The following is a 19,222-nucleotide window of genomic DNA, read 5'->3' on the forward strand; positions in this document are numbered from 1 at the left end:
GAATCCCGCCCTCCCGCGGGACCTCACTTGCGATCCGCTGCCGCCAGCCCGTGCCACAGCGTTCTCGACACGGCGCGGACGAATGCCCGCAAGCGATCGGAATCCGGGATCAGAACCCACTCAACGAGCGCTCCCTTGAGCAAGGCGTCGAACATCATGGCCGCCCCTTCGGGGTCGACCTGATCCGTCAGCCTCCCCTGCCGCTGCATCTCCCGGATCAACTCCGACACCCGGCCCATCAGGAGCTCGTGGAGCCGCCGCAGCCTGTCTTGAACTTCCGGTTCGCGGGCGGAGGTCACGAATTCCAGGAACAGCATCGAGCCTTCCTCCCCCGATTCCAGGCAGAGAAGCTGAGCTTCGAGCCATCCCGCCAGCGCGGCCGCCGGATCTTCCGCGGACAGAATGCGCTCGGCCTCTCCGGGCAGCGTCTGAAGCTGCAGCCGATAGTTGCGTTCGAGAATCTCCAGGAACAGATCCTGCTTGCCGGAGAAGTGCCAATAGACCGCGCCCTTGCTCAGTCCGGCGTGCTCGGCGACCTTGTCGAGAGAGCTGTTCGCGTAACCCTGGGTCGCGAAAAGACGGGCGGCCGCCTCCAGCACGCGCGACTTCGTATCGGCCAGCTCTTCGGTTAAGGCCGACTGCGACTGCCTCTCCCTGAACCACTCTCTCATCTCCTCCTTGCCTCCGAAATGCCGGCGAACGGCGGTCCAATGCACGCCCGCCGCTTCGGCGACCTCGGCGAACGAGATCCGGTCGAAGGGCTTCGACCCGGCCAATCGTTCCGCGGCTTCGAACACTCGCTCTCGAACGCTCATCCGTCACTCCCCGAATCCGTCTTAATATGTTATATTCAAATACCAATTAGTATGCACATATCATATTCCAACTCGAAAAGGATGTCAAACCTCGGAGGCTCTTCGGATCGGCGGCCTAGAACTTGAACTCTTCTTTTAACAGCCCCAAGACGATCATGTCATAATACTGCCCGTCCACGTACGAATGGTTCCGCAGCCTTCCTTCGACGACGAACCCGCACTTCTCGTAAGCCCGAACGGCTCGCGCGTTCCCGCTCCACGTCTCGAGTTGGACCCGCCTGAGGTTCATCGTGCGGAACAGGTAGCGAATCAACGCCTTCAGGGCGTCCGAACCCCAGCCTTGACCCCAATACGCTTTGTTCCCGATCCCGATTCCGAGCGTGCAGCGGCGCGAGACGAGCTCCGTCTCGCGGTATTCGATAAAGCCGATATGCTCGGGCTGTTCGCCGCGCGTATAAATGGAGAATTGCCCTCGTTCCCTTCTATCCTGCTTGAGAACCTTCGTCTGGTAGCTCTCCTCGAGCTGTTCCATCGAGACATGGCTTGCTAGATACAAGTAAGCGCCCGCCTCCAGCTTGGCCGTCTCCTCGTCGTTCCTCCATTCGTATCCCCTTTTCCAATCCTCGAGCGATACGGGCCGCAGCTCGACTTTGTCGCCTGTTATCACGCTGGATTCCCTCCTCCATGGATTCCTCGATTCGTATGTCATGCCCTTGTTCTCATTATAACAGCCTGCGGCTCGTCCAATCGGATCCCCTCCGTTTTCCGTCGATAGCCCTTGACAGGTTACCATTTAGTCACTTATATTAAAGGTGACCGAAAAGTAACATATAAAAACGAGGGGCGAAGAGCCCCTCGCTTGGAGGTATTCCCGATGAGATGGGCTTATATTTGGGCCGTGCTTAACGCGACCGTGATCGGTCTCTCCTTCATGCTGATCAAGCAAACGCTGGATTTCGCCGACCCGCTCGACACGCTCGCTTACCGATTCGCCGCCGCGTTCGCGATTCTGATCGTCCCGGCGGCCTTCCGCTGGATTCGCGTGAGCTACAAGGGCAAGCCGCTCTGGCCTCTGCTGCTGCTGTCCTCCTTCTACCCGCTCGGATACTTCACGCTGCAGGCGTTCGGTATGCGGAACGTCACCTCGGCGGAGAGCGGCATGATCAGCGCCCTGTCGCCGATCGCCACGCTGCTGCTCGCCACCCTCTTCCTGAAGGAGAAGACGACCCTTCTGCAGCGGGCTTCGCTTCTCGTCTCCGTCGGCGGTCTCGCGTTCATCTTCGCGATGAGCGGCGGCCTCGACGGGGCGCATGCGGCCGGGATGGCCTTGCTGCTGCTCGCTTGCTTCGCGCTGGCCGGCTACAACGTGCTCGCCCGGGTAGTGACGAAGCGGTTCGGCGCGGCGGAGATCAGCTTCTTCATGATCGGCGCCGCCGGCGTCTCCTTCGCGGCGATAGCCGTCGCGGGGCATGCGCTCGACGGCTCGCTGGGCGAACTCGCCGCTCCGCTCGCGAACGGCGAATTCGTCGCCCTTATCGCCGGGCTCGGGGCGATCCAGATCGCGACCTCGCTCATGGCGAACTATATCCTCTCCAAGATGGAAGCTTCGCGGATGAGCGTGTTCGCCCATCTGTCCACCGTCGTCTCCATCGCCTCGGGAGCCTTGTTCCTGCACGAAGCCGTCGAGTGGTACCACCTGGTCGGCTCCGCGCTGATCATAGCCGGCGTCGTCGGGACGAACCGGGCGAAGCGCCGTACGACCGCTCCTTCGCAGCCCAGCCGCGAGCGCAAGCCGATAACCTCGGCTTACGAAGTCTCCGGCCGGGCCGAGCAGCGGCTGTAAGTCGAGCATTCGACTTACAGGATCTTCGGCGGAGCCGAGCGCGGTCAAGGCCGCGCGGCGGTTCCGTCGGGGAGCCGGGCGAGCGTCCAGTCGGGCAGCCGGTTGACGCACGGATACTTGGCCGCGAGCGACTCGTCGATGTCGATGCCGAGGCCGGGCTTGTCGTTCGCGTAGGCGTACCCGTCCCTCAGCTCCGGACAGCCGGGGAACACTTCCCTTATCCGGTCGGAGAAGCCGTACCATTCCTGCACGCCGAAGTTCGGCGCGCTGAGGTCCAAGTGCAGGTTGGCCGCATGCCCGACCGGCGAGACGTCTCCGGGGCCGTGCCAGGCCGTCCGGACCCCGAACGCTTCGCCGAGCGCGGCCAGCTTGCGCGCGGGAGTGAGCCCTCCGATCGCGCTGACGTGCGCGCGGATGAAGTCGATCAGCCCGCGCGAGACGAGCGGCGTCCACTCCCGCGGATGGACGAACAGCTCGCCCATCGCGATCGGGGTCGCGCTCTGGCTTCGAATCGCCGCGAACCCGTCCAACTGTTCGGGCGCCAGCGGGTCTTCGAGGAAGTAGAGCCGGTAAGGCTCAAGCCGCTTCGCCAGCCTGACGGCTTCGATCGTCTGCACCCGCTCGTGAACGTCGTGCAGCAGCTCCGGCTCGAAGCCGAGAGAGGCTCGCAGATGCTCGAACAGGCGGGGGACGCTCCGCGCGTAAGCGTCCGGGTCGTAATAAGCGCCGGGGAGGGCGCCCTCCGGGGAGCGGATCGTCTGTCCGCGTCCTCCGTACCCGCCCAACTGGCAGCGGATGTAGCGGACGCCCTCCTCCATGTACTTGCGAACGTTCTCTTCGACCTCCCGCTCGTCCCGCCCGTCCGCGTGCCGGTATACGGCCGCCGCTTCCCGGCACTTGCCCCCGAACAGCTCGTAGACCGGCATGCCGGCCAGCTTCCCCTTGATATCCCACAGCGCCATGTCGATTCCCGACAGCGCGTTGTTCAGAACGGGACCGTTGCGCCAATACGAGCTGACCATCGCCGTCTGCCAGATGTCCTCGATTCGCCGAGGATCCTTGCCGATCAGGAACGGCTTCAAGTAATGCTCGATCGCGCTCGCCACCGCCAAGTACCGCTGCGTGAACGTCGCGCAGCCCAGACCGTACAGCCCCGGCTCCGTCGTCTCGACTTTGACGACGACCAGATTGATCCCTTCGGGCGCCGTCAGAATCGTCTTCACGTCCCGAATCGTCGCTTCCGCCATCTTCGCACCCCCTCGGTTGTCCTCAAGCCCTCAATCCGCCGGCGGCAGCCCCCAGCCGTATCCCGCTTCCGGCCGCACGTCCTCCGGCATGCCGGGGACGATCAATCCGCCGTCGACGCGGATCGTCGTTCCCGTCACGTACCCCGCCTGCCCGGACGCCAGCCAGACGACCGCGTCTCCGACATCGGCCGGGGTTCCGGCCCGCCCCAGCGGTATCTTCCGCCCCAGCGCGTCGTACCAGCGCCGGGCGGCTTCGCCTTCCCGCGAAGCGGTCGCGCCCGGAGCGACGCAGTTGACCCGAATCCCGTACCGCGCCAGATCGAGCGCGGCCGACTGCGTCGCCCGGGCCAAGGCCGCCTTCGTCGCCCCGTACACCGCGTCTCCGGGGTACGCCCTCTCGGCGCGCGTCGACGTAATGTTGACGATGCTGCCCCGTATCCCCCGCTCGATCATGTGGGCGGACGCCGCCTGCATCGTCAGCAGCGGCGCCCGCAGATTCAGGTGAAGGAGCGGATCGATATCCGAGACGCCGAGCTTCCGGACGCTCGCGAACCGGGATACCCCGGCGTTGTTGACGAGGACGTCCAACCGGCCGAGCTCCCGGACGGCCAAGCCGACGAGAGCGGCCGGGGACGCCGCCTCCGTCAGGTCGCACGGGATGGCATGGCAGGACCGCCCGAAGCGGCTCCGAACCATATTCGCAACCTCTTCCGCCTGCTCTTCCTCCCCGTAATAGCTGATCGCCAAGTCGTAACCGCTCGCGGCGAGAGCGAGCGCGATGCCTCGGCCGATGCCGACCGCTCCTCCCGTCACCAGCGCCGTTCTCCCCGCCGTCGGCCCCGCGCCCGCAGGGCTCGCCGCATCGTTCATCCGTGCCCGCTCCCTTCCAACGATGACGCGCGCCCCGCAAGGCGCGCGTCCCGTAGACCGTCGAGTTCACTCCATCAGGCAGCCGTCCGCTCGCTTCCAACCCGTGCAGGCTGTTTAACGAGTGTGATTTTTCGTATAAAATCGTCGAAATAATCGCGAACAGATGAAATCTGTATGATTTTTCACACAAAATTTAAGCAACGCGCCGCCATAAGGTGGAATTTGTATGGTTTTTCATATAAACCAAACCGTGCACCTTCTTAAGGCATGGATTTTATACGATTTTTCATACACAAGTACGAATCGAAATATCCCTTCGTTAGTGATATCGGGATCTTCCGCTATCCCGGCTGTTTCCCTATCCCGATTTGTTCGCTCATCCCGAATCTTCCGCTATTCCAAATCTTCCGCTAACCCGGTTGTTACGCTCGTTCCGCTCGTTCCGCGACTGCCGCTCATTCCGGCCCGACCAGCTTGATCGCCTTGAACAGGCTGCTGTTCTTGCCGGTGCCGATGCCGGCTCCCCATTCGATCCAGCCCTTCCGTCCCTGCCCGTCGTTGTCGTTCACGAGGATCGAGAAGCCGATTACGCCGTCTTCCGCGAGAGCGGGCTCCAGCTCCTCCCACGGAAGAGCCAGTTCGTAGACCGTCTCTTTGGCGTCCTCGTCGCGAGTCACCGCGAGAGTAGCGTTGTCGACGGTCCCGATCGTCATTCCCGGCGCCGCGATCCAGCGATAGACCTCGGGCCCTTCCGGAGTCAACGCGAGTCCGTATTCGTACCACTCTCCGCTCTCGCCGGGCAGTCCGGGCGAGACCCCGAATTGGATGCCGTCGCCTTGCCAGATCGATTCGCCCCGCGACGTCTGCGAGAAAACGTCGTCATGGACCTTGACGGACAGGTACAGGTTCTCGCTGTCCCAAGTGCCCCAGATCTGACCGCTCAAATCTTCCGCGCCGCCGTAGCCGTTCATCTTCACTTCGCCTTCCGCGGCCAGGTCGACGGACGGAACTCCGGTCAAGTCGTCGAGGCTGCCGTCCACCTCAATCGTATGCTGCGAGAACGGCTTCAAGTCCTCTTCCGCGACGACTGCGAGCTTCCCTTCGTAAGCGATCTGCGAGTACCCTTCGAAGTTCAAGGTCAAGGAGACCGGATACGTCTGGCCGGCCGTCAGCTCCGGCACGGGCAGGTCCGCGCTGTCCGCCGAGCCGCCCGGAATCTGGACGTTCGCCGCGAAGGTATCCGACTGACCTCCGATCTGCCACTGGATGTCCGTCAGCGTGATCGCGTCGTCCAGCGCGTTCGACACGCTTACCCTCAGGGCGTCCTGGTCTCCGTTCCGGACGTGCTTGACCTTGGCTTGAACCGGATCGGCGACCGCTACGTCCGCCGTCAGGCGCGCGACCTTCTGGCCGTCCCGAACGACGTAAGCGGTTACGGTTCTCGTCTGCGGCGTATCCCGGCCTTCGACTTCGAAGGGGATCTTCTTCGTGCCGTGCGGCATGACGTCGATCGGATAGACGCTGCCTTCCACCTGCAGCTCCGCCTGGATCCGGCCGCGCGGCGGCTCCGTGTTATCGACGGTCAGCTCGAGCCGGACCGGCGTTCCCGGCGCGGACGTCTTGCCCGTCAGGATGAACTTGCCGCCCTCCGAGATCTGGGAGACGTTGCCTTGAACATAGACCGGAGATCCGGACAAGGAGAGGTAGACGTACCCGTTCAGCGGGCTGTACGTGTCGGTCCGCCCCATCATGTCGGTGATGACGATCGGAGAATTCGTCTTGACTCTGACTTCCTTGGGCTCCGTCGCCCACAGCACGCGAACGGGGTCACCCTCGCCGTCGAACAAATAGCCGTAGACGTCCTCGCAGATGGATTCCGCCTTGACGAACGACTTGCCGGCGAGCTGGCGGGTCATCGTCGCGTAGGAGACGTAAGCCGGCTTCGGAACGTTCTTGCCCAGATCGTCTCCCGCGTTGCGGACGATGCCGAAGTTATGCTCGCCGTTCGTCGTCGACGTGCCGTCGTTCATGAAGTCGTACCAGTACACCTTCTCGACGCCGGACGCCAGAGAGACGACGTGGCTGCGGACGATATATTCCGCCTGGACGCTCTCGCTCACGCCTCTTCCGTCCTGCTGCGTCGGCCAGCCGAGCTCGGTGATCCAGATCGGCTTGGGCTGCCCGTTGTTGTACCGCTTGATCAGCTCCTCCAGATCCGCCAGATCCTTCGCCAGCGTCTCCGGATTGCCCGGATACCGGTACGGATGGACGGACACCGCATCCATATAGTTCAAGCCGCCGAGCCGGAACAGCTCCTCCAGCCAGCCCGTCGGTATGCCGGACGTAGCCCCTCCGACGACCGTCAGGCCGGGCTTCTCCGCCTTGACCGTTTCGTACGTTTTTTTCAACAGCTTGTAGTAATAGTCCGGTCTCGAATCGGCGGGGCCGTTGCCCTGGTCGCCGAATTGGATGTTGAATTCGTTGTACACCTCCGCCCATTCGACCTGATCGAAATGCCGGACGACTTCGCGGCTGTAATTCGCGAACCCTTGCCGGCCGTCGTCGCTGTGCGGGGTGCTGCCGTTATCGTAATACGAATTGCCGTAGGCGAATATAATAAAGGGCTTGATATCGTTCGCTTGCGCTTCGCCCATATAGGCTTCGACTTTGCTGGGGAACGTATAGACGCCCTTCGGCTTCTCGACCGCGCTCCAATTCGACTCGTCCCGAATGCTGCCTACGCCCGCTTCCTTAATCAACGGCATGAGCTCCAGCCCCCACGTCTGCCCGAAGTGGGTCGCCATGCCGAACGGGGAATCGGCCGCCGCGCCCGAATCGAACGGAGGAAGCACGGCGAGCGAGGTCGTCGCTTCCGCGATCGCGCCCCCGTCCGCGTCCAAGGCCGTCAGGTTCGCGGTGTAGTACCCCGATTCCAGCCCGGAGAACGACAGCTCCGCATAGCCGTCGCCATCCGCCTCGGCGGTCTGCTCCGCAGCCGGAATTCCCCAATAATCGAACACGACGGCCGACACCGAAGTCCCCGCCGTCAACACCCTCAGCGAGGCCGGCTCGTCGCCGATGAACACGTTGCCGAGCTTCGTCTGCTGGAGCTCCAGCTCCGGCGTCGGAATGGACATCGTCACGTCGTCGAACCGCGCCGTGCCGATCTTCTTCCCTCCTCCGATAGCGGTGCGTTCCAGCACGAAGCTGATCTGCTTGGCGGGCGGATGCCAGACGCCGTCGTTCGCGCCGCCCCAATGGGCGTATTGCGCGCCTCCGTTAAACTTCGTGATGGTGAAGGACTGCCAATCCGTCGTCGATTGAAGAGCGATTCTCTGTTGGTGAACCTGGCCGGTCGAGTCCGTGAGCCGCAAGCCCACCCTGGTGACGTCCGCCGTCTGAACCGAGAAGGATAAATCCGCCGCGTCATACTTGGGCAGCAGCCGAAGCAGCTCCACATAGGTGCCTCCGCCGGAGAAATCTCCGGTCAGCTTGCCGGATTGTTCGCCCGAGAGGGCGGCCTCCGTGTCGAGCACGAACTCGCCTTGCGCCCCGGGAAACTCCGGGCCGAGGGACAGCTTCCATCCCTCCGGCGCCTCGAAGCTTCCGATGGCCGTCGGCCGCAGTCCCGTCTCCGCGTGGGCCCGGCCGGTCGCCGGGACGGGAGGCAGGACGAAGACCAGCGATAACGCGAAGGCAAGCAGCATCTTGAACCGTCTAGGAAACGTTAGCATATCGATGACTCTCCTTTCGAATGGGAGACTCGATCACCGAACGCCCGTTCAACCTCGGATGCCGCTAAAGGTAAACCCCTGCATGATGTATTTCTGGAAGAAGAGAAAAAGAATGGCGGGCGGAATGATCGCGTACGCAAGAGCGATGAACTGAACGTCGAGAGACGCCGTCGTTTTCATGTTGAAGATCGCCACGATTACCGTCCACATATTGTTATCCTTCAGAACCATATAAGGCCAGAAGAAGTCGGCCCAAGCCGCGTTCACGGTGAAGATCGTGATGGCCATGATGACCGGCACGCTTAGCGGCACGACGATCCGGAAGAAGATCGCGAGCCTCGTGCAGCCGTCGATCTTCGCCGCGTCGATGAGCGCCGGCGGGATTCCCTCGAAGAACCCCTTGAAGATGAGCACGTAGAACGCGTTCGATCCGGCCATCATCCACATCGGCAGGAACGAGTTGGTCAGGTTGATGCCGAGAACCGGGAAGTCGATAATGTTCTTGAAAATCGGAACCATGCCCAGCGTGTTCGGAAGCAGCATCGTCCACAGCACCAGCACGAACACGATCCGGCTGCCCGAAGGCTTCAGCACGGCCAGGAAGTAGCCGAGCAAGCCGTTGAACAGGATGGAGAAGACGACCGTGCCGGCGGTGAGAAGCAGCGTGTTGAGGTAGAGCCGGGTGAAGTCCAGCTCCCTCCACGTATCCGCCAGCTTGCCGAATTCGAACGTATGCGGAATCAAGGTCGGGGGGATAGCGAAAAACTCCTTGATGTCCTTGACGCTCGAAGACAGCAGCCACAGCGGAGGAAGCAGGCAGACGAGCGAGATGAGAACGAGAACGGCGAACAGAACCGCGTACAACGCCTTGACGCCCGGCCGCTTGTAGTCCAGCTTGCCGATAATGCCGGCCGAATCTCTGGAGCGCATGTTGGTCACCTTCTAATCGGCGTTCGCGCGCTTGTCGATCCGGAAGTAGACCGCCGTCAGCACGGCCAGGATGAGGAAGGTAATGACCCCGACCGCGAGCGACCTTCCGGCTTCGAAGTAGCGGAACGCGTAGTGGTAGCTGGTCAGCATAAGCGACATCGAGGAATTGTTCGGTCCGCCCTCCGTCATCGTCAGCGGCTCGTACAGCACTTGGAACACCCCGATGATCTGCAAAATGAGAAGAATTCCGATAATAGGCGAGATCTGCGGAATCGTGATGTGGCGGACGCGCTTGCGGATGCCCGCCCCGTCGATGGCGGCGGCCTCGTACAGCTCGTGGTTGACGCCCTGAAGGCTGGCCAGGTACAGAATGACCGTGCCTCCGAACGACCTCCACGTCATCGTCACGATGATCAGCGGAATCGTCAGATGCGAGTTCTGCAGCCACTGCGACATCGGAAGTCCGAGCTTGGCGAGCAGCATGTTCAGCAGCCCGCCGGGACCCGGATCGAACATGAACGTCCACAGAAGCGCCGCGGCCACTCCCGGGACCATGCCCGGGAAGTAGACCGAGAACTTGAAGAAGGCTTGCAGGTTCGCCATCTCGTTGATCATGATCGCGACGACGATCGGCACGAGGAACCCGATAATAAGCGACCAGATCACGTACATGAACGTATTGACGAGCGTCTGCTGGAACACGGAATTGCTGATGACGTCGATGTAGTTCTGGAGGCCGTTGAACCGGACGGCGTTATACCCCTTGGTCTCGAAGAACGACAGGACGAACCCGGACACGATCGGCTGCCAATGGAACACGACGAAGAACAAGAGACTGGGAACGATGAGAAGCCAGGAAGGCAAATCCCGATAGAGCCACTTCTTCATGCCGGATCAACCCTTTGCTTTGTCCAGATAGTCCCTCTGGAAGTCGGCCGCCGCCTTGTCGAGCAGAGCCTTCGGATCGGCGTTCTTGTCGGTCAGAACCGCCTGCACGACGGCGTCGAGCGTCTTATACAGCTCTTGGGCGTTGACCGGTTCTTCCGGACGGATCGTGACGCCTTCGTTCTTCATGTAGTCGTCCCACAGGGCGAGATCGACGTTCTTGTACTTCTCGCGGATCGCGTTCTCGGCGTCGACGCGCTCCTTGTTGACCCAAGCCTGCATGCCGTGCGGGCCGACGATCCGGTTCAGCTTCTGGTCGGAGGCCAGCGTCTCCTCGAGCCCCTTGAGCGATTCCGGGTTCACGTCGGGCGACACTCCCTTGATCTTCAGCCACTTGAAGCCGGCGTCGATCTGCTCGGGCGTGCTGTTGGCCGAGAACATGAACAGGTTGCCGCCGGACAAGGCTACCCGGCCCTTCGGTCCTGCGGGTACGGCGGACACCGACAGGTTATCCTTGCTCATTTTGTAATCGTTGATCGGGGTGTTCATCCAGTCCGTGCCGCCGAACGCCATCGCGACCTGGTCCGTGCCGAACATGCGGAACATGTCGTTCACTTCGACGAGCACGTTGTCGGTGAGCACGTCGTACTTCCACTTCAGATCCTTGAGATACTGCAGCGCCTCGACCGCCTCGGGGCTGTTGAACACCGCCTTCCACTTGCCGTTCTCGAGCTTCTCGAATTCCGCCCCGTACGACCAGGCGATGCTCATGAACTCCCAGCCGCCCTGATTGTTCTTGGTCGGGAAGAAGAATCCGGCCTTGCCGGTCTTGTCTTTGATGATCTTCGCCGTCTCCGCCAATTCCTCATAGGTTCTGGGGTACTTGGGGATTCCCTTCTCGTCGAGCAGGCCGGCCTGCTTGAACAGGTTGACGTTGTACCAGATCCCCATGTAATAACCGTTCGAAGGAATGCCGTAAATTTTGCCGTCCTTCTTGACGAGGTCCAGCATCGCCGGGTTCAGCGCCTGCTCGAAGCCGTACTTCGCCATATATTCGGTGATGTCTGCCGCGTAGCCGGCGTTGATGATCTTCTGCGGTTCTGTGAACCAGGTTCCGAACAGGTTCGGAAGCTGGCCGCTCTCCGCCTTCGGCAAGAACGTATTCGTGTCGTAGGAGAAGTTCTCCGTCTTCATCGTGACGCCGGGGTTCTCCGATTCGAACTTGGCCTTCCATTGCTCGAACTGCGCGAGCCGCTTGTCTTGAGGCTTCGGCCAATCCCCGTTATTGAAGACGAACTCCTTCGTCTCCGACGAACTCGGCGGAGCCGAGCTCTCGGATGCGGGCGGTGCAGATCCGGATGCAGTTGCGGACGGCTCCTGCGAACCGCCGGCTTCGCCATTGTTCCCCCCGCTCGAGCACGCCGTGACGGCGAGCGCGAGCGCCGCAATGAGCGCAAGCAGTTTCCCATTTCTCATGAACGGCATTTCCTCCCCTTGTACGGAACTTGATTCAGCAACGTTGCTAATTCCATGTTAGCGTTTACATGAGGGGTTGAACATGCGGCATTTCTGCAAAATGGTTTAAAAAAATGCTGCCCATCCTGCTATAATCGAATCGGCAATAGGTGCGGCTCATGAAGGGCGGGATCTCCCGATGTTCAAGCGGTTCTCGCGAAGAATCTTGCTCATAACGCTCGTCTCCGTCTCGGCGTTCGCGACGGCCGCGGGCCTCTTCTCGTATCATTGGGCGAAGCGGACGGTCCTCTCCGAGTTCGTCTCCGTCTCTTCGAACTACTTCCAGAGCTCCCGGGAGCTGCTGGAGCAATATTTGAATTCGACCGGCGAGACGGCCAAGGTCATCGCGAACAACCCGAATCTGGCCGTCGCCGCCCGGGGGCCGAACGCTTACGGGGAAGTGCCGCGCCTTCTCGACGTTCTGGCCTCCGGCATGAATCCGGACATTCGCGGCATCGCCTTGTATGCGGCCGACGGAACGGTCTATTCGCTGTCCCGGATGTCGAACCTGCCGTCTCTTGCGCAGATGATGGCGGAAAAGCCCGTGCGCCGGTTCCTGGAGGACGGGAAGCGGCAGTCGGCCTGGATATCCCGCTACCGGGATCTCAGCTCCTACTACGATTACCGGTACGTCGAGAACGGCACGTTCAGCTACTTGCTCAAGACGGGACAAGGCGGGGAGTCCGGGATTCCCGGCACGATGGTCGTCGATCTCGACGCGGTCCAGCTGTTCCGGTTCTTCGCGTCCGACCACCCCTTCTTCGCGGATAACCGGCTGTATCTCGTCCGCGACGGGGCCGATATCGTTCCGAGCGCAGCCGGAAGCGACGCGAGCCCGTTCGCGGAGGAAGATCTCCGCCGGGTGAACGGCGGAGCCGGCGGGCGCTTCACGTCCGAGGACGGCTCCCGTCTCATCCTGTACGAGACGATTCTCGAATCCAACGCGAAGATCGTCGCGGCCATTCCGCTTCAGAGCTCGTACGCCCATCTGTCCCCTCTGGGCCGGACGGTGCTGCTGCTGGGGCTGCTGTCCGGCGCCCTCGCTCTCGCGCTGGCGTTCTGGCTGAGGGCGGGCATCGTCCGGCCGCTGAGCCAGCTGTACGAACGGATGAAGTCGTTCCGATAACCGCCGGGAAGGCAGGCCGTTCGGCCGTTCCGTTGCCGAGTATGGGGAGTTATATATTCGGACTCGCGAATTCGAGAAATCGCATAGACTGGGCCTCAGGATGGTCACGGCTCCAGCGCCCGGACCTTGACGAAGGACGACGTGCCGACGCCGACCTCGCTTCGGATGTCGACGCCGTATCCGGCGCCGTATTCCAGCCGGATCCGCTCGTCCACGTTCCGTACGCCGTACCCGCCGCCTCCGTAGCGCTTCGGCTTGCCGTCGTCGTCCAGCTCGCTTACGTCGAAGCCGGCTCCGTCGTCGCGGACCTCGAACAGCAGCGCGTCCCCTTCCCGTTCTCCCCGGACGACGATCGTGCCGCTCCCCCGCTTGCGGCTCACCCCGTGCTTGATCGCGTTCTCGACGAGCGGTTGAATGATAATCTTCAGCAGCTTCAGGGAGAGGATATCCGGCGCGATCTCGTATCGGACCTCGAACTTCCCCGGGAACCGCATCGCTTCGATGGCCACGTAGCTGCGGACGATGCCGATCTCTTCCTCGACCGTGATGTATTGGTCTCCCTTGTGAAGGCTGAGCCGATAGAAATGGGCGAGCGCGACGACCATCCGCTCGATCTCCCGTTGGCTGTGGATCTTGGCCAGCCAGCCGATCGCGTCGAGCGTGTTGTACAGGAAGTGCGGGTTGATCTGCGCCTGAAGGGCGATCAGCTCCATCTCCCGCTGCCGGTCCTTCTCCTCGTTGTTGCGCTCGATCAGCTCCCGGATGCGGACGACCATGTCGTTGAAGCTGCTCTCCAGCAGATGGAGCTCGTCTCTCGGATTGCGATAGGGGGCGACGTAATCGGTCGTTCCGGCGAATTGCACGATGCGCCTATTCAGCCGCCGGATCGGTCCCAGGATGCCTCTGGACGCGTACAGCGAGATCAGCACGGCCAGCCCGAGCGCGACGAGCTGCAGCAGCAGCGAATACCGCTGGATCCGGTTCGTATTCTCGAGCAGCTTCTTCTCGGAGACGACGCTGACGACCTTCCAATCGAGCCCCAGGTTGCGGAAGCTGCCGCCGAGCTTGTAGCTCGCCACGATGGACGGGCTGCCTTCGAAGTCCGTCTTCTTGAAGCCGGCGCCCGGCTTCATCGTGAGCCAGCGCTTGTCGAACAGCGTCGTGCCGACCTTCTCCGCGTCCGGGTAGGAGAGCACGTAATCGTCGTCGGCGACGAGCATCGAGAAGCCCCGGTTCTGCATGACCATGTTCTTGAGCACGTCCTGGATCGCGCTCTCCCGGATGTAGACGACCAGGTAGCCGAGATTCTGCCCGGTGTTGAAGTTCTGATACTTCCTCCCGATCGGAAGATAAGCTTCCCCGGCGGAGTCCTTCTTGATCTTGCCCCATACGGGCAGCTGGGAGCGTTCGATCTCGAGCAGGTAGGAGCGCTCCGGAGCGTCGAGGCCCGACCGGCCGTCGAACGTATAGGCGCGTCCGTCCCGGGCGGCGATGACGATCTCGCCGACGATTCGCCGGTCGATCTGCATCGTATCCAGAACGCCGGACAGCCGCTCTCCGAGCTCGGCCTCATCCTCGTCCTCTTGGAATTCCTCGAAGAACCGATAGATGTCCCCCGAGTTGAGCAAGCGGACGGACAGCATGTGAGCCTGGTTGAACAGGAATTCGAGGCTCGACTCCGTTTTCTCCTGATTGATGGTGACGTAGTTGTACATGAAGTTCTCGGTAATTCTCTGTACCGCCATGCGCGAAGCTTGCAGGATCGACATCGAGGAGAGGAAGAAGCAGATCAGAAGCAGCCAGAAGATCCGGGTTCGGACTTTCATCGCGTCCAGCTTGAACAAGGCCGCTCCCCCATTCAGTCGTAGAACGAGCTCTTGACGAAGTCGCGGGGCGTGAGGCCCGTGTGCTTCTTGAACAGCTGGCTGAAAAGCGCGGGTCCCGGATCCCCACGAGTTCGCATACCTCGTACGTTCGGTAGCGTCCGGTCCGCAGCAGCTCCTTCGCCTTCAAGATGCGGCACGAGGTGATGTAATCGTTGACGGTCTCGGACGTGCTCTCCTTGAACGCGTGCATCAAGTAGGACGGGCTGACGTACAATCGGTCGGCGATCCGCTTGACCGAGAGGTCCTCCGCGTAGTGCGCCTGGATATAGCGGATCGCTTGGTCGACGACCTTGACGTTGCCCGCCGTCTTGCGGTTGCGCAGCGTCCGCAGAAGAGCGGCCAGATCGCCGATCAGCTTCTGGCGGACGATCTTCTCGGACAGGCGCTCCCGGCGGATCGAATCCGCGAGCCGGTTCACGACCGAGATGAAGTGGTCGTTCTCGACCGGCTTCAGCATGTAATCCGAAGCGCCGTGCGTAATCGCTCCTTTGGCGTATTGGAAGTCGTCGTATCCGCTGAGCACGATGATCTTGGAGCCGATGCCGCGCGCGCGGACCTGCTCCATGAGGCCGATCCCGTCCAGGAACGGCATGCTCATGTCGGTGACGATAATATCGGGGCGGTGCTTGACGGCCAGCTCCAGCCCGGCCTCCCCGTCTTCGGCTTCGCCGACGAGCTCGAGCCCGTGGCGCTCCCAATCGATCGTCGTTCGGAGTCCGTACCGGACCAAGTATTCGTCGTCTACGACCAGAACCGTCATCCGCTCCCGCGCAGAGGCGTTCATCGGCTTCATCTCCTCCTTCCGATCTTATTAACTATATTCTGGTAACGGCCTCGAAATCCTCCGCCGCCGGGAAGGGCGTCGAAGGACTTCCGCCCGCCGAACCGCATTTCCAGTTAGGTACCATGCAACAGGTGAGCACCATCAGAGGAAAAACCGAAAAACCGTCGGGAAGCAGGGTTGCTCCCGACGGTTCTCGTATCGCCGCGCTTGCTCAGATGAGCTCCGATCGCCGAAGCAGGTTCTCGATCAGCTCGGCCGCTTCCGCTCTCGTGATGTTCTCCTTCGGAGCCAGCTTCTTCCCGTACCGCCCCTTCGCGATGCCGGTCCGCAGGTTGTCGGCCACGGCGTTCCGCGCCCAGGCGGATACGTCGCCGGCATCCGCGAAGGCCGACAGCGCGTCTTCGGAAGCGCCGGACGGAATGCCGGACGACAGTCCCGTCACGTCCATGGCGTTCCGGACCATCGCCATCGCCTGCTCGCGAGTGATCTTCGCGAGCGGCCCGAACGTGCCGTCCTCGAAGCCATCGACCAGCTTATAGGCCGCGGCCGTTCGAATCGCGTCGCCGTACCAGGAGGAAGCCGGCACGTCCGGGAACGGCGAAGCTTCGCCGCCGGCCCGAAGCCCGAGCCCTCTCGCGAGCATGGCGGCGAATTCGGCGCGCGTAATCTCCCGGTTCGGCTCGAACAAGCCGCCTCCCGTCCCTTCGACGACGAGACGCGAGGCCATATCGTTCACCGAGCCGCGCGCCCAATGACCCTCGGCGACGTCGGAGAACGTCAGCGAGCGGTTCACGAGGGCGTACGTTCCGTTCGTCATGCTAAGGATTCTCGCGTAAGGCTGGCCGTCGGCCGTCTCCAGCTGGGTGGGGACGGATCGAACGCGGCCGTCCGGATCGACGGCGACGGCCGTCGTCACGGTTCCGGTCCCCTGCGGAATGGCGATCGCTCGCTTGACGTACCGGTCGAACGAGGACACCTCTTCCTTCCGTTCCCCGTAGATTCCCTGCACCGTGAACGTAACGGGCGGCACCAAGGAAGAGAGGCTCTCCGCGCTCAACGCGCTCTCGATCTCCCGCCTCCGTTCCTCCGTCGGAACGGCAATCACGAACTGCACCTTCAACCCGGACAGATCCTCCGCCGCGCCTAACCGCTCGGCCAGCGAATCGAGAGCGAGCCGCTCCGAAGGCAGCGTATAGGAGGCCGGGCCCGTCTTGATTACGAGAGTAGTTCCCCGCTCCCGAACGGTCCGAAGCAGCGCGCCGCTTAGCTCGCCGACGGCGACATCCGTCTTCTCCTTGAACGGTATCGTAACGACCGCCCGATCGGCGACCTCAGCCAGCTTCTTCTTAAGCTTCTCTTCGTCGATCGCGATCTTCGCGACGGACTGTCCGCCGACGATGTCCTTCGTCCCGATACCGGCGCGCACCGATTCGTCGTTCACCCAGATGTCTACGCCCGTATCGACGGCGGGACTCTCGGCCGGCGGATCGGAGGGCGCGGAGGAGACGGGAGCCGTCGGCCGGGCCGAAGCTTCGTTCGAAGCCGCGCTCTCTCCGGCTTCGTTCGCCGCCTTGACGATATAATAATAGGTCGTCCCGTTCGTGAGACCGGTTACCCGTCTCTCGGTCGCCGTCACCGTCGCGACCGGAACCGGGTCGTAGATTCCCGTTGCCGTGCCTTGATACAAGTTGTAGGACTCGGCGCCCGTTGCGGCATCCCACTGAAGCGTCACGAACCGCGAGCCGGCCTTCGCCTTCAGGTTGGCCGGAGCCGCCGGCACGGCCACGGGATCGCCCGCGGCCGCCACCGGTCCGACCGGCGCGCTCTCGACCGCCGCGCCCGGCGACGTTCCCGTCGCGGCGACCGGAGTCACCGCGAACGAGACATACTTGCCGACCTCCGCCGCCGTAAGCGTCAACGTCCGGCCCGTCGCTCCCGCGATCGCGGTCTTGCCCGTTCCGGACGCATCGTCCGCCGCGTACCATCGGTACGCGCTCGCGCCTTCCGCGTCGCCCTCCGCATCCGCGTAAGTGTAGTTGCCCGTGAGCGTCTCCCCGGCCTTCGCCGTGCCGCCGACGCTCACTCCGCCGGCCGTCGGCGCCGCGTTCGGCGGAGGCGTTCCGCCGTCGACCGAGACGGTCGGCGCGCTCTCCGTCTCGGCGCCCAGCTTCTCGCCCGACAACGCGACCGGAGTCACCGCGAACGTAATATATTTGCCGACCTCCGCCGCCGTAAGCGTCAACGTCCGGCCCGTCGCTCCCGCAATCGCGGTCTTGCCCGTCCCGGACGCATCGTCCGCCGCGTACCAACGATACGCGCTCGCGCCTTCCCGATCGTACTCCGCGTCCGAATAGACGTACGAACCCGTCAGCGTCTGTCCGACCCGCGCCACTCCTCCGACCGCGACGGAGTTCGCTTCGGGAAGCTCGTTCATCCCGTAATACATCACCGTAACTTTAAATTCGTTATCCTTGTCCATATAAGCCATGAAGGGAGTTCCATCGTCCGCGTACAATGAATTAAAGAACGTATCTCCCGCAGTGAACTTGGAGCGGCCGACGTTCGTCCAACCAGCGCCGTCGTACTTCATGACCGTCGCCCGGAGATCGGAGCCGTCATCGTCCTGATACCCCGCGTACAATTCCCCGTTCGATACGGCCAATTTGATGTATTGCGCGCCTCCGGCCGAGAACCCCGGGCTTCCGACGGGCGCCCACGACGTACCGTCGAATGCCATGACGGTCGCCTTCCAATTCAAGCCTGCGGAAGAATCCATATAGGCGATATGGGGAGCTCCCTTATAGAAGAGGAAGGAGATGTCCCCCACCTTGCCGCCGGACAATCCCGCGCCGCCCACGTATACCCAATCGCTCCCGTCGAAGGTCATGACGGACGCCTTCAAGCTCTGGTCATAATCCTGGAAGGCCAAATAGGGCTGGCCGTTGTCGACGGCCAGCGAGAGGTTATAGGCGCTTCTAGGGGTAAAACCCGGATTCCCTACGTTTATCCAAGCCGTTCCGTCGAACCTCATCACCGTCGCCTTGGCCCCCGCCGCGCCGTCCTGATAAGCCACGTATAACGTCCCGTTGTCTATGTACAAGGATAATTGCTGCGCATTCCCCGCGCTGAACCCGGGCGCCCCTACGTATTCCCAAGCCGTTCCGTCGTACTTCATGACGGAAGCGCGATTCCCGTTGCCTCCGTCCTGATAGGCCGCATACAGCGTTCCGCCGTCGGACTTCATCGAGACGTCGCCCGCTTCCCCCGCCGAGAAGCCGGGAGAACCGACATCCTTCCAATCGCCCCGGTCGAACGTCCTGACGGTCAATCTCTTGCCGTGCGCGAGATCCGTATAGGCTACGTACGGAATTCCGCCCTCGACCTGCAGCGAGCTGGACCAGCCTCCTTGCTCGGAGACGGCCGTCGAGCCTACCGTATACCAGTCCGGCCCGCCGACCGCGGCCGCTTCGGCCCGCCGGTCCGCGCCGGCGTTCGGCAACGCCGATATCATCAGCGTCAGAATAAGGATGACGAACGCTGTCTTTTTCATAGCTCCCCCTCCTAACCAGCGAATGGTGAATAACCAT

At 62.3% G+C, this 19,222-nt stretch carries 13 protein-coding genes; 2 read left to right on the top strand and 11 right to left on the bottom strand.

The window, feature by feature from the left end; translation table 11 throughout:
* Positions 1–23: 23 nt before the first annotated feature.
* Positions 24–815, bottom strand: a complete 792-nt coding sequence (locus H7B90_RS06120) for a TetR/AcrR family transcriptional regulator (protein ID WP_185134964.1) — start codon at positions 813–815, stop codon at positions 24–26.
* Between the two features lie 115 nt (positions 816–930).
* Positions 931–1,482 carry a GNAT family N-acetyltransferase gene (locus H7B90_RS06125; RefSeq protein ID WP_185134965.1) on the bottom strand — a complete coding sequence of 184 codons (552 nt, stop codon included), beginning with the start codon at positions 1,480–1,482 and terminating at the stop codon, positions 931–933.
* Positions 1,483–1,689: 207 nt separating this feature from the next.
* On the opposite strand from H7B90_RS06125, the gene H7B90_RS06130 reads away from it, so the two are divergent.
* Entirely contained in the window at positions 1,690–2,658 is a 969-nt protein-coding gene (locus H7B90_RS06130; RefSeq protein WP_185134966.1) for a DMT family transporter, read from the top strand.
* A 44-nt stretch (positions 2,659–2,702) separates the two neighbouring features.
* Here the strand turns inward: H7B90_RS06130 and H7B90_RS06135 are convergent, their stop codons facing one another.
* The 6 genes from H7B90_RS06135 to H7B90_RS06160 all read right to left on the bottom strand — a co-directional run bounded on the left by H7B90_RS06135 (position 2,703) and on the right by H7B90_RS06160 (position 11,800).
* Complete coding sequence (locus H7B90_RS06135) at positions 2,703–3,905, bottom strand: enolase C-terminal domain-like protein (RefSeq protein ID WP_185134967.1); 1,203 nt, start codon at positions 3,903–3,905, stop codon at positions 2,703–2,705.
* A 30-nt stretch (positions 3,906–3,935) separates the two neighbouring features.
* On the bottom strand, positions 3,936–4,775 hold the full coding sequence (locus tag H7B90_RS06140) for an SDR family NAD(P)-dependent oxidoreductase (RefSeq protein WP_185134968.1): 840 nt from the start codon (positions 4,773–4,775) through the stop codon (positions 3,936–3,938).
* 455 nt (positions 4,776–5,230) lie between these two features.
* A complete protein-coding gene (locus H7B90_RS06145; protein ID WP_185134969.1) occupies positions 5,231–8,509 on the bottom strand; it encodes a glycosyl hydrolase in 3,279 nt (1,092 codons plus the stop codon).
* A 48-nt stretch (positions 8,510–8,557) separates the two neighbouring features.
* Positions 8,558–9,439, bottom strand: a complete 882-nt coding sequence (locus H7B90_RS06150; RefSeq protein WP_185134970.1) for a carbohydrate ABC transporter permease — start codon at positions 9,437–9,439, stop codon at positions 8,558–8,560.
* 12 nt (positions 9,440–9,451) lie between these two features.
* Positions 9,452–10,327, bottom strand: a complete 876-nt coding sequence (locus tag H7B90_RS06155) for a carbohydrate ABC transporter permease (RefSeq protein WP_185134971.1) — start codon at positions 10,325–10,327, stop codon at positions 9,452–9,454.
* 6 nt (positions 10,328–10,333) lie between these two features.
* Complete coding sequence (locus tag H7B90_RS06160) at positions 10,334–11,800, bottom strand: ABC transporter substrate-binding protein (protein ID WP_185134972.1); 1,467 nt, start codon at positions 11,798–11,800, stop codon at positions 10,334–10,336.
* A gap of 178 nt (positions 11,801–11,978) precedes the next feature.
* Here H7B90_RS06160 and H7B90_RS06165 point away from each other — a divergent pair, with 178 nt between their 5' ends.
* Complete coding sequence (locus H7B90_RS06165) at positions 11,979–12,965, top strand: cache domain-containing protein (protein ID WP_185134973.1); 987 nt, start codon at positions 11,979–11,981, stop codon at positions 12,963–12,965.
* A 104-nt stretch (positions 12,966–13,069) separates the two neighbouring features.
* Here H7B90_RS06165 and H7B90_RS32755 read toward each other — a convergent pair whose 3' ends face one another.
* The 3 genes from H7B90_RS32755 to H7B90_RS06190 form a co-directional block, all read right to left on the bottom strand.
* Positions 13,070–14,626 carry a sensor histidine kinase gene (locus H7B90_RS32755; RefSeq protein ID WP_512699108.1) on the bottom strand — a complete coding sequence of 519 codons (1,557 nt, stop codon included), beginning with the start codon at positions 14,624–14,626 and terminating at the stop codon, positions 13,070–13,072.
* The gene (locus tag H7B90_RS06185) at positions 14,535–15,635 is read right to left on the bottom strand and encodes a response regulator transcription factor (RefSeq protein WP_185134974.1); all 1,101 of its coding nucleotides are present in this window, start codon (positions 15,633–15,635) and stop codon (positions 14,535–14,537) included. The genes H7B90_RS32755 and H7B90_RS06185 overlap by 92 nt, the downstream gene beginning before the upstream one ends.
* A gap of 211 nt (positions 15,636–15,846) precedes the next feature.
* Entirely contained in the window at positions 15,847–19,185 is a 3,339-nt protein-coding gene (locus H7B90_RS06190) for an S-layer homology domain-containing protein (protein ID WP_185134975.1), read from the bottom strand.
* Positions 19,186–19,222 lie beyond the last annotated feature (37 nt).

It is taken from the genome of Cohnella xylanilytica, assembly GCF_014212175.1.
Lineage (GTDB): Bacteria > Bacillota > Bacilli > Paenibacillales > Paenibacillaceae > Cohnella > Cohnella xylanilytica.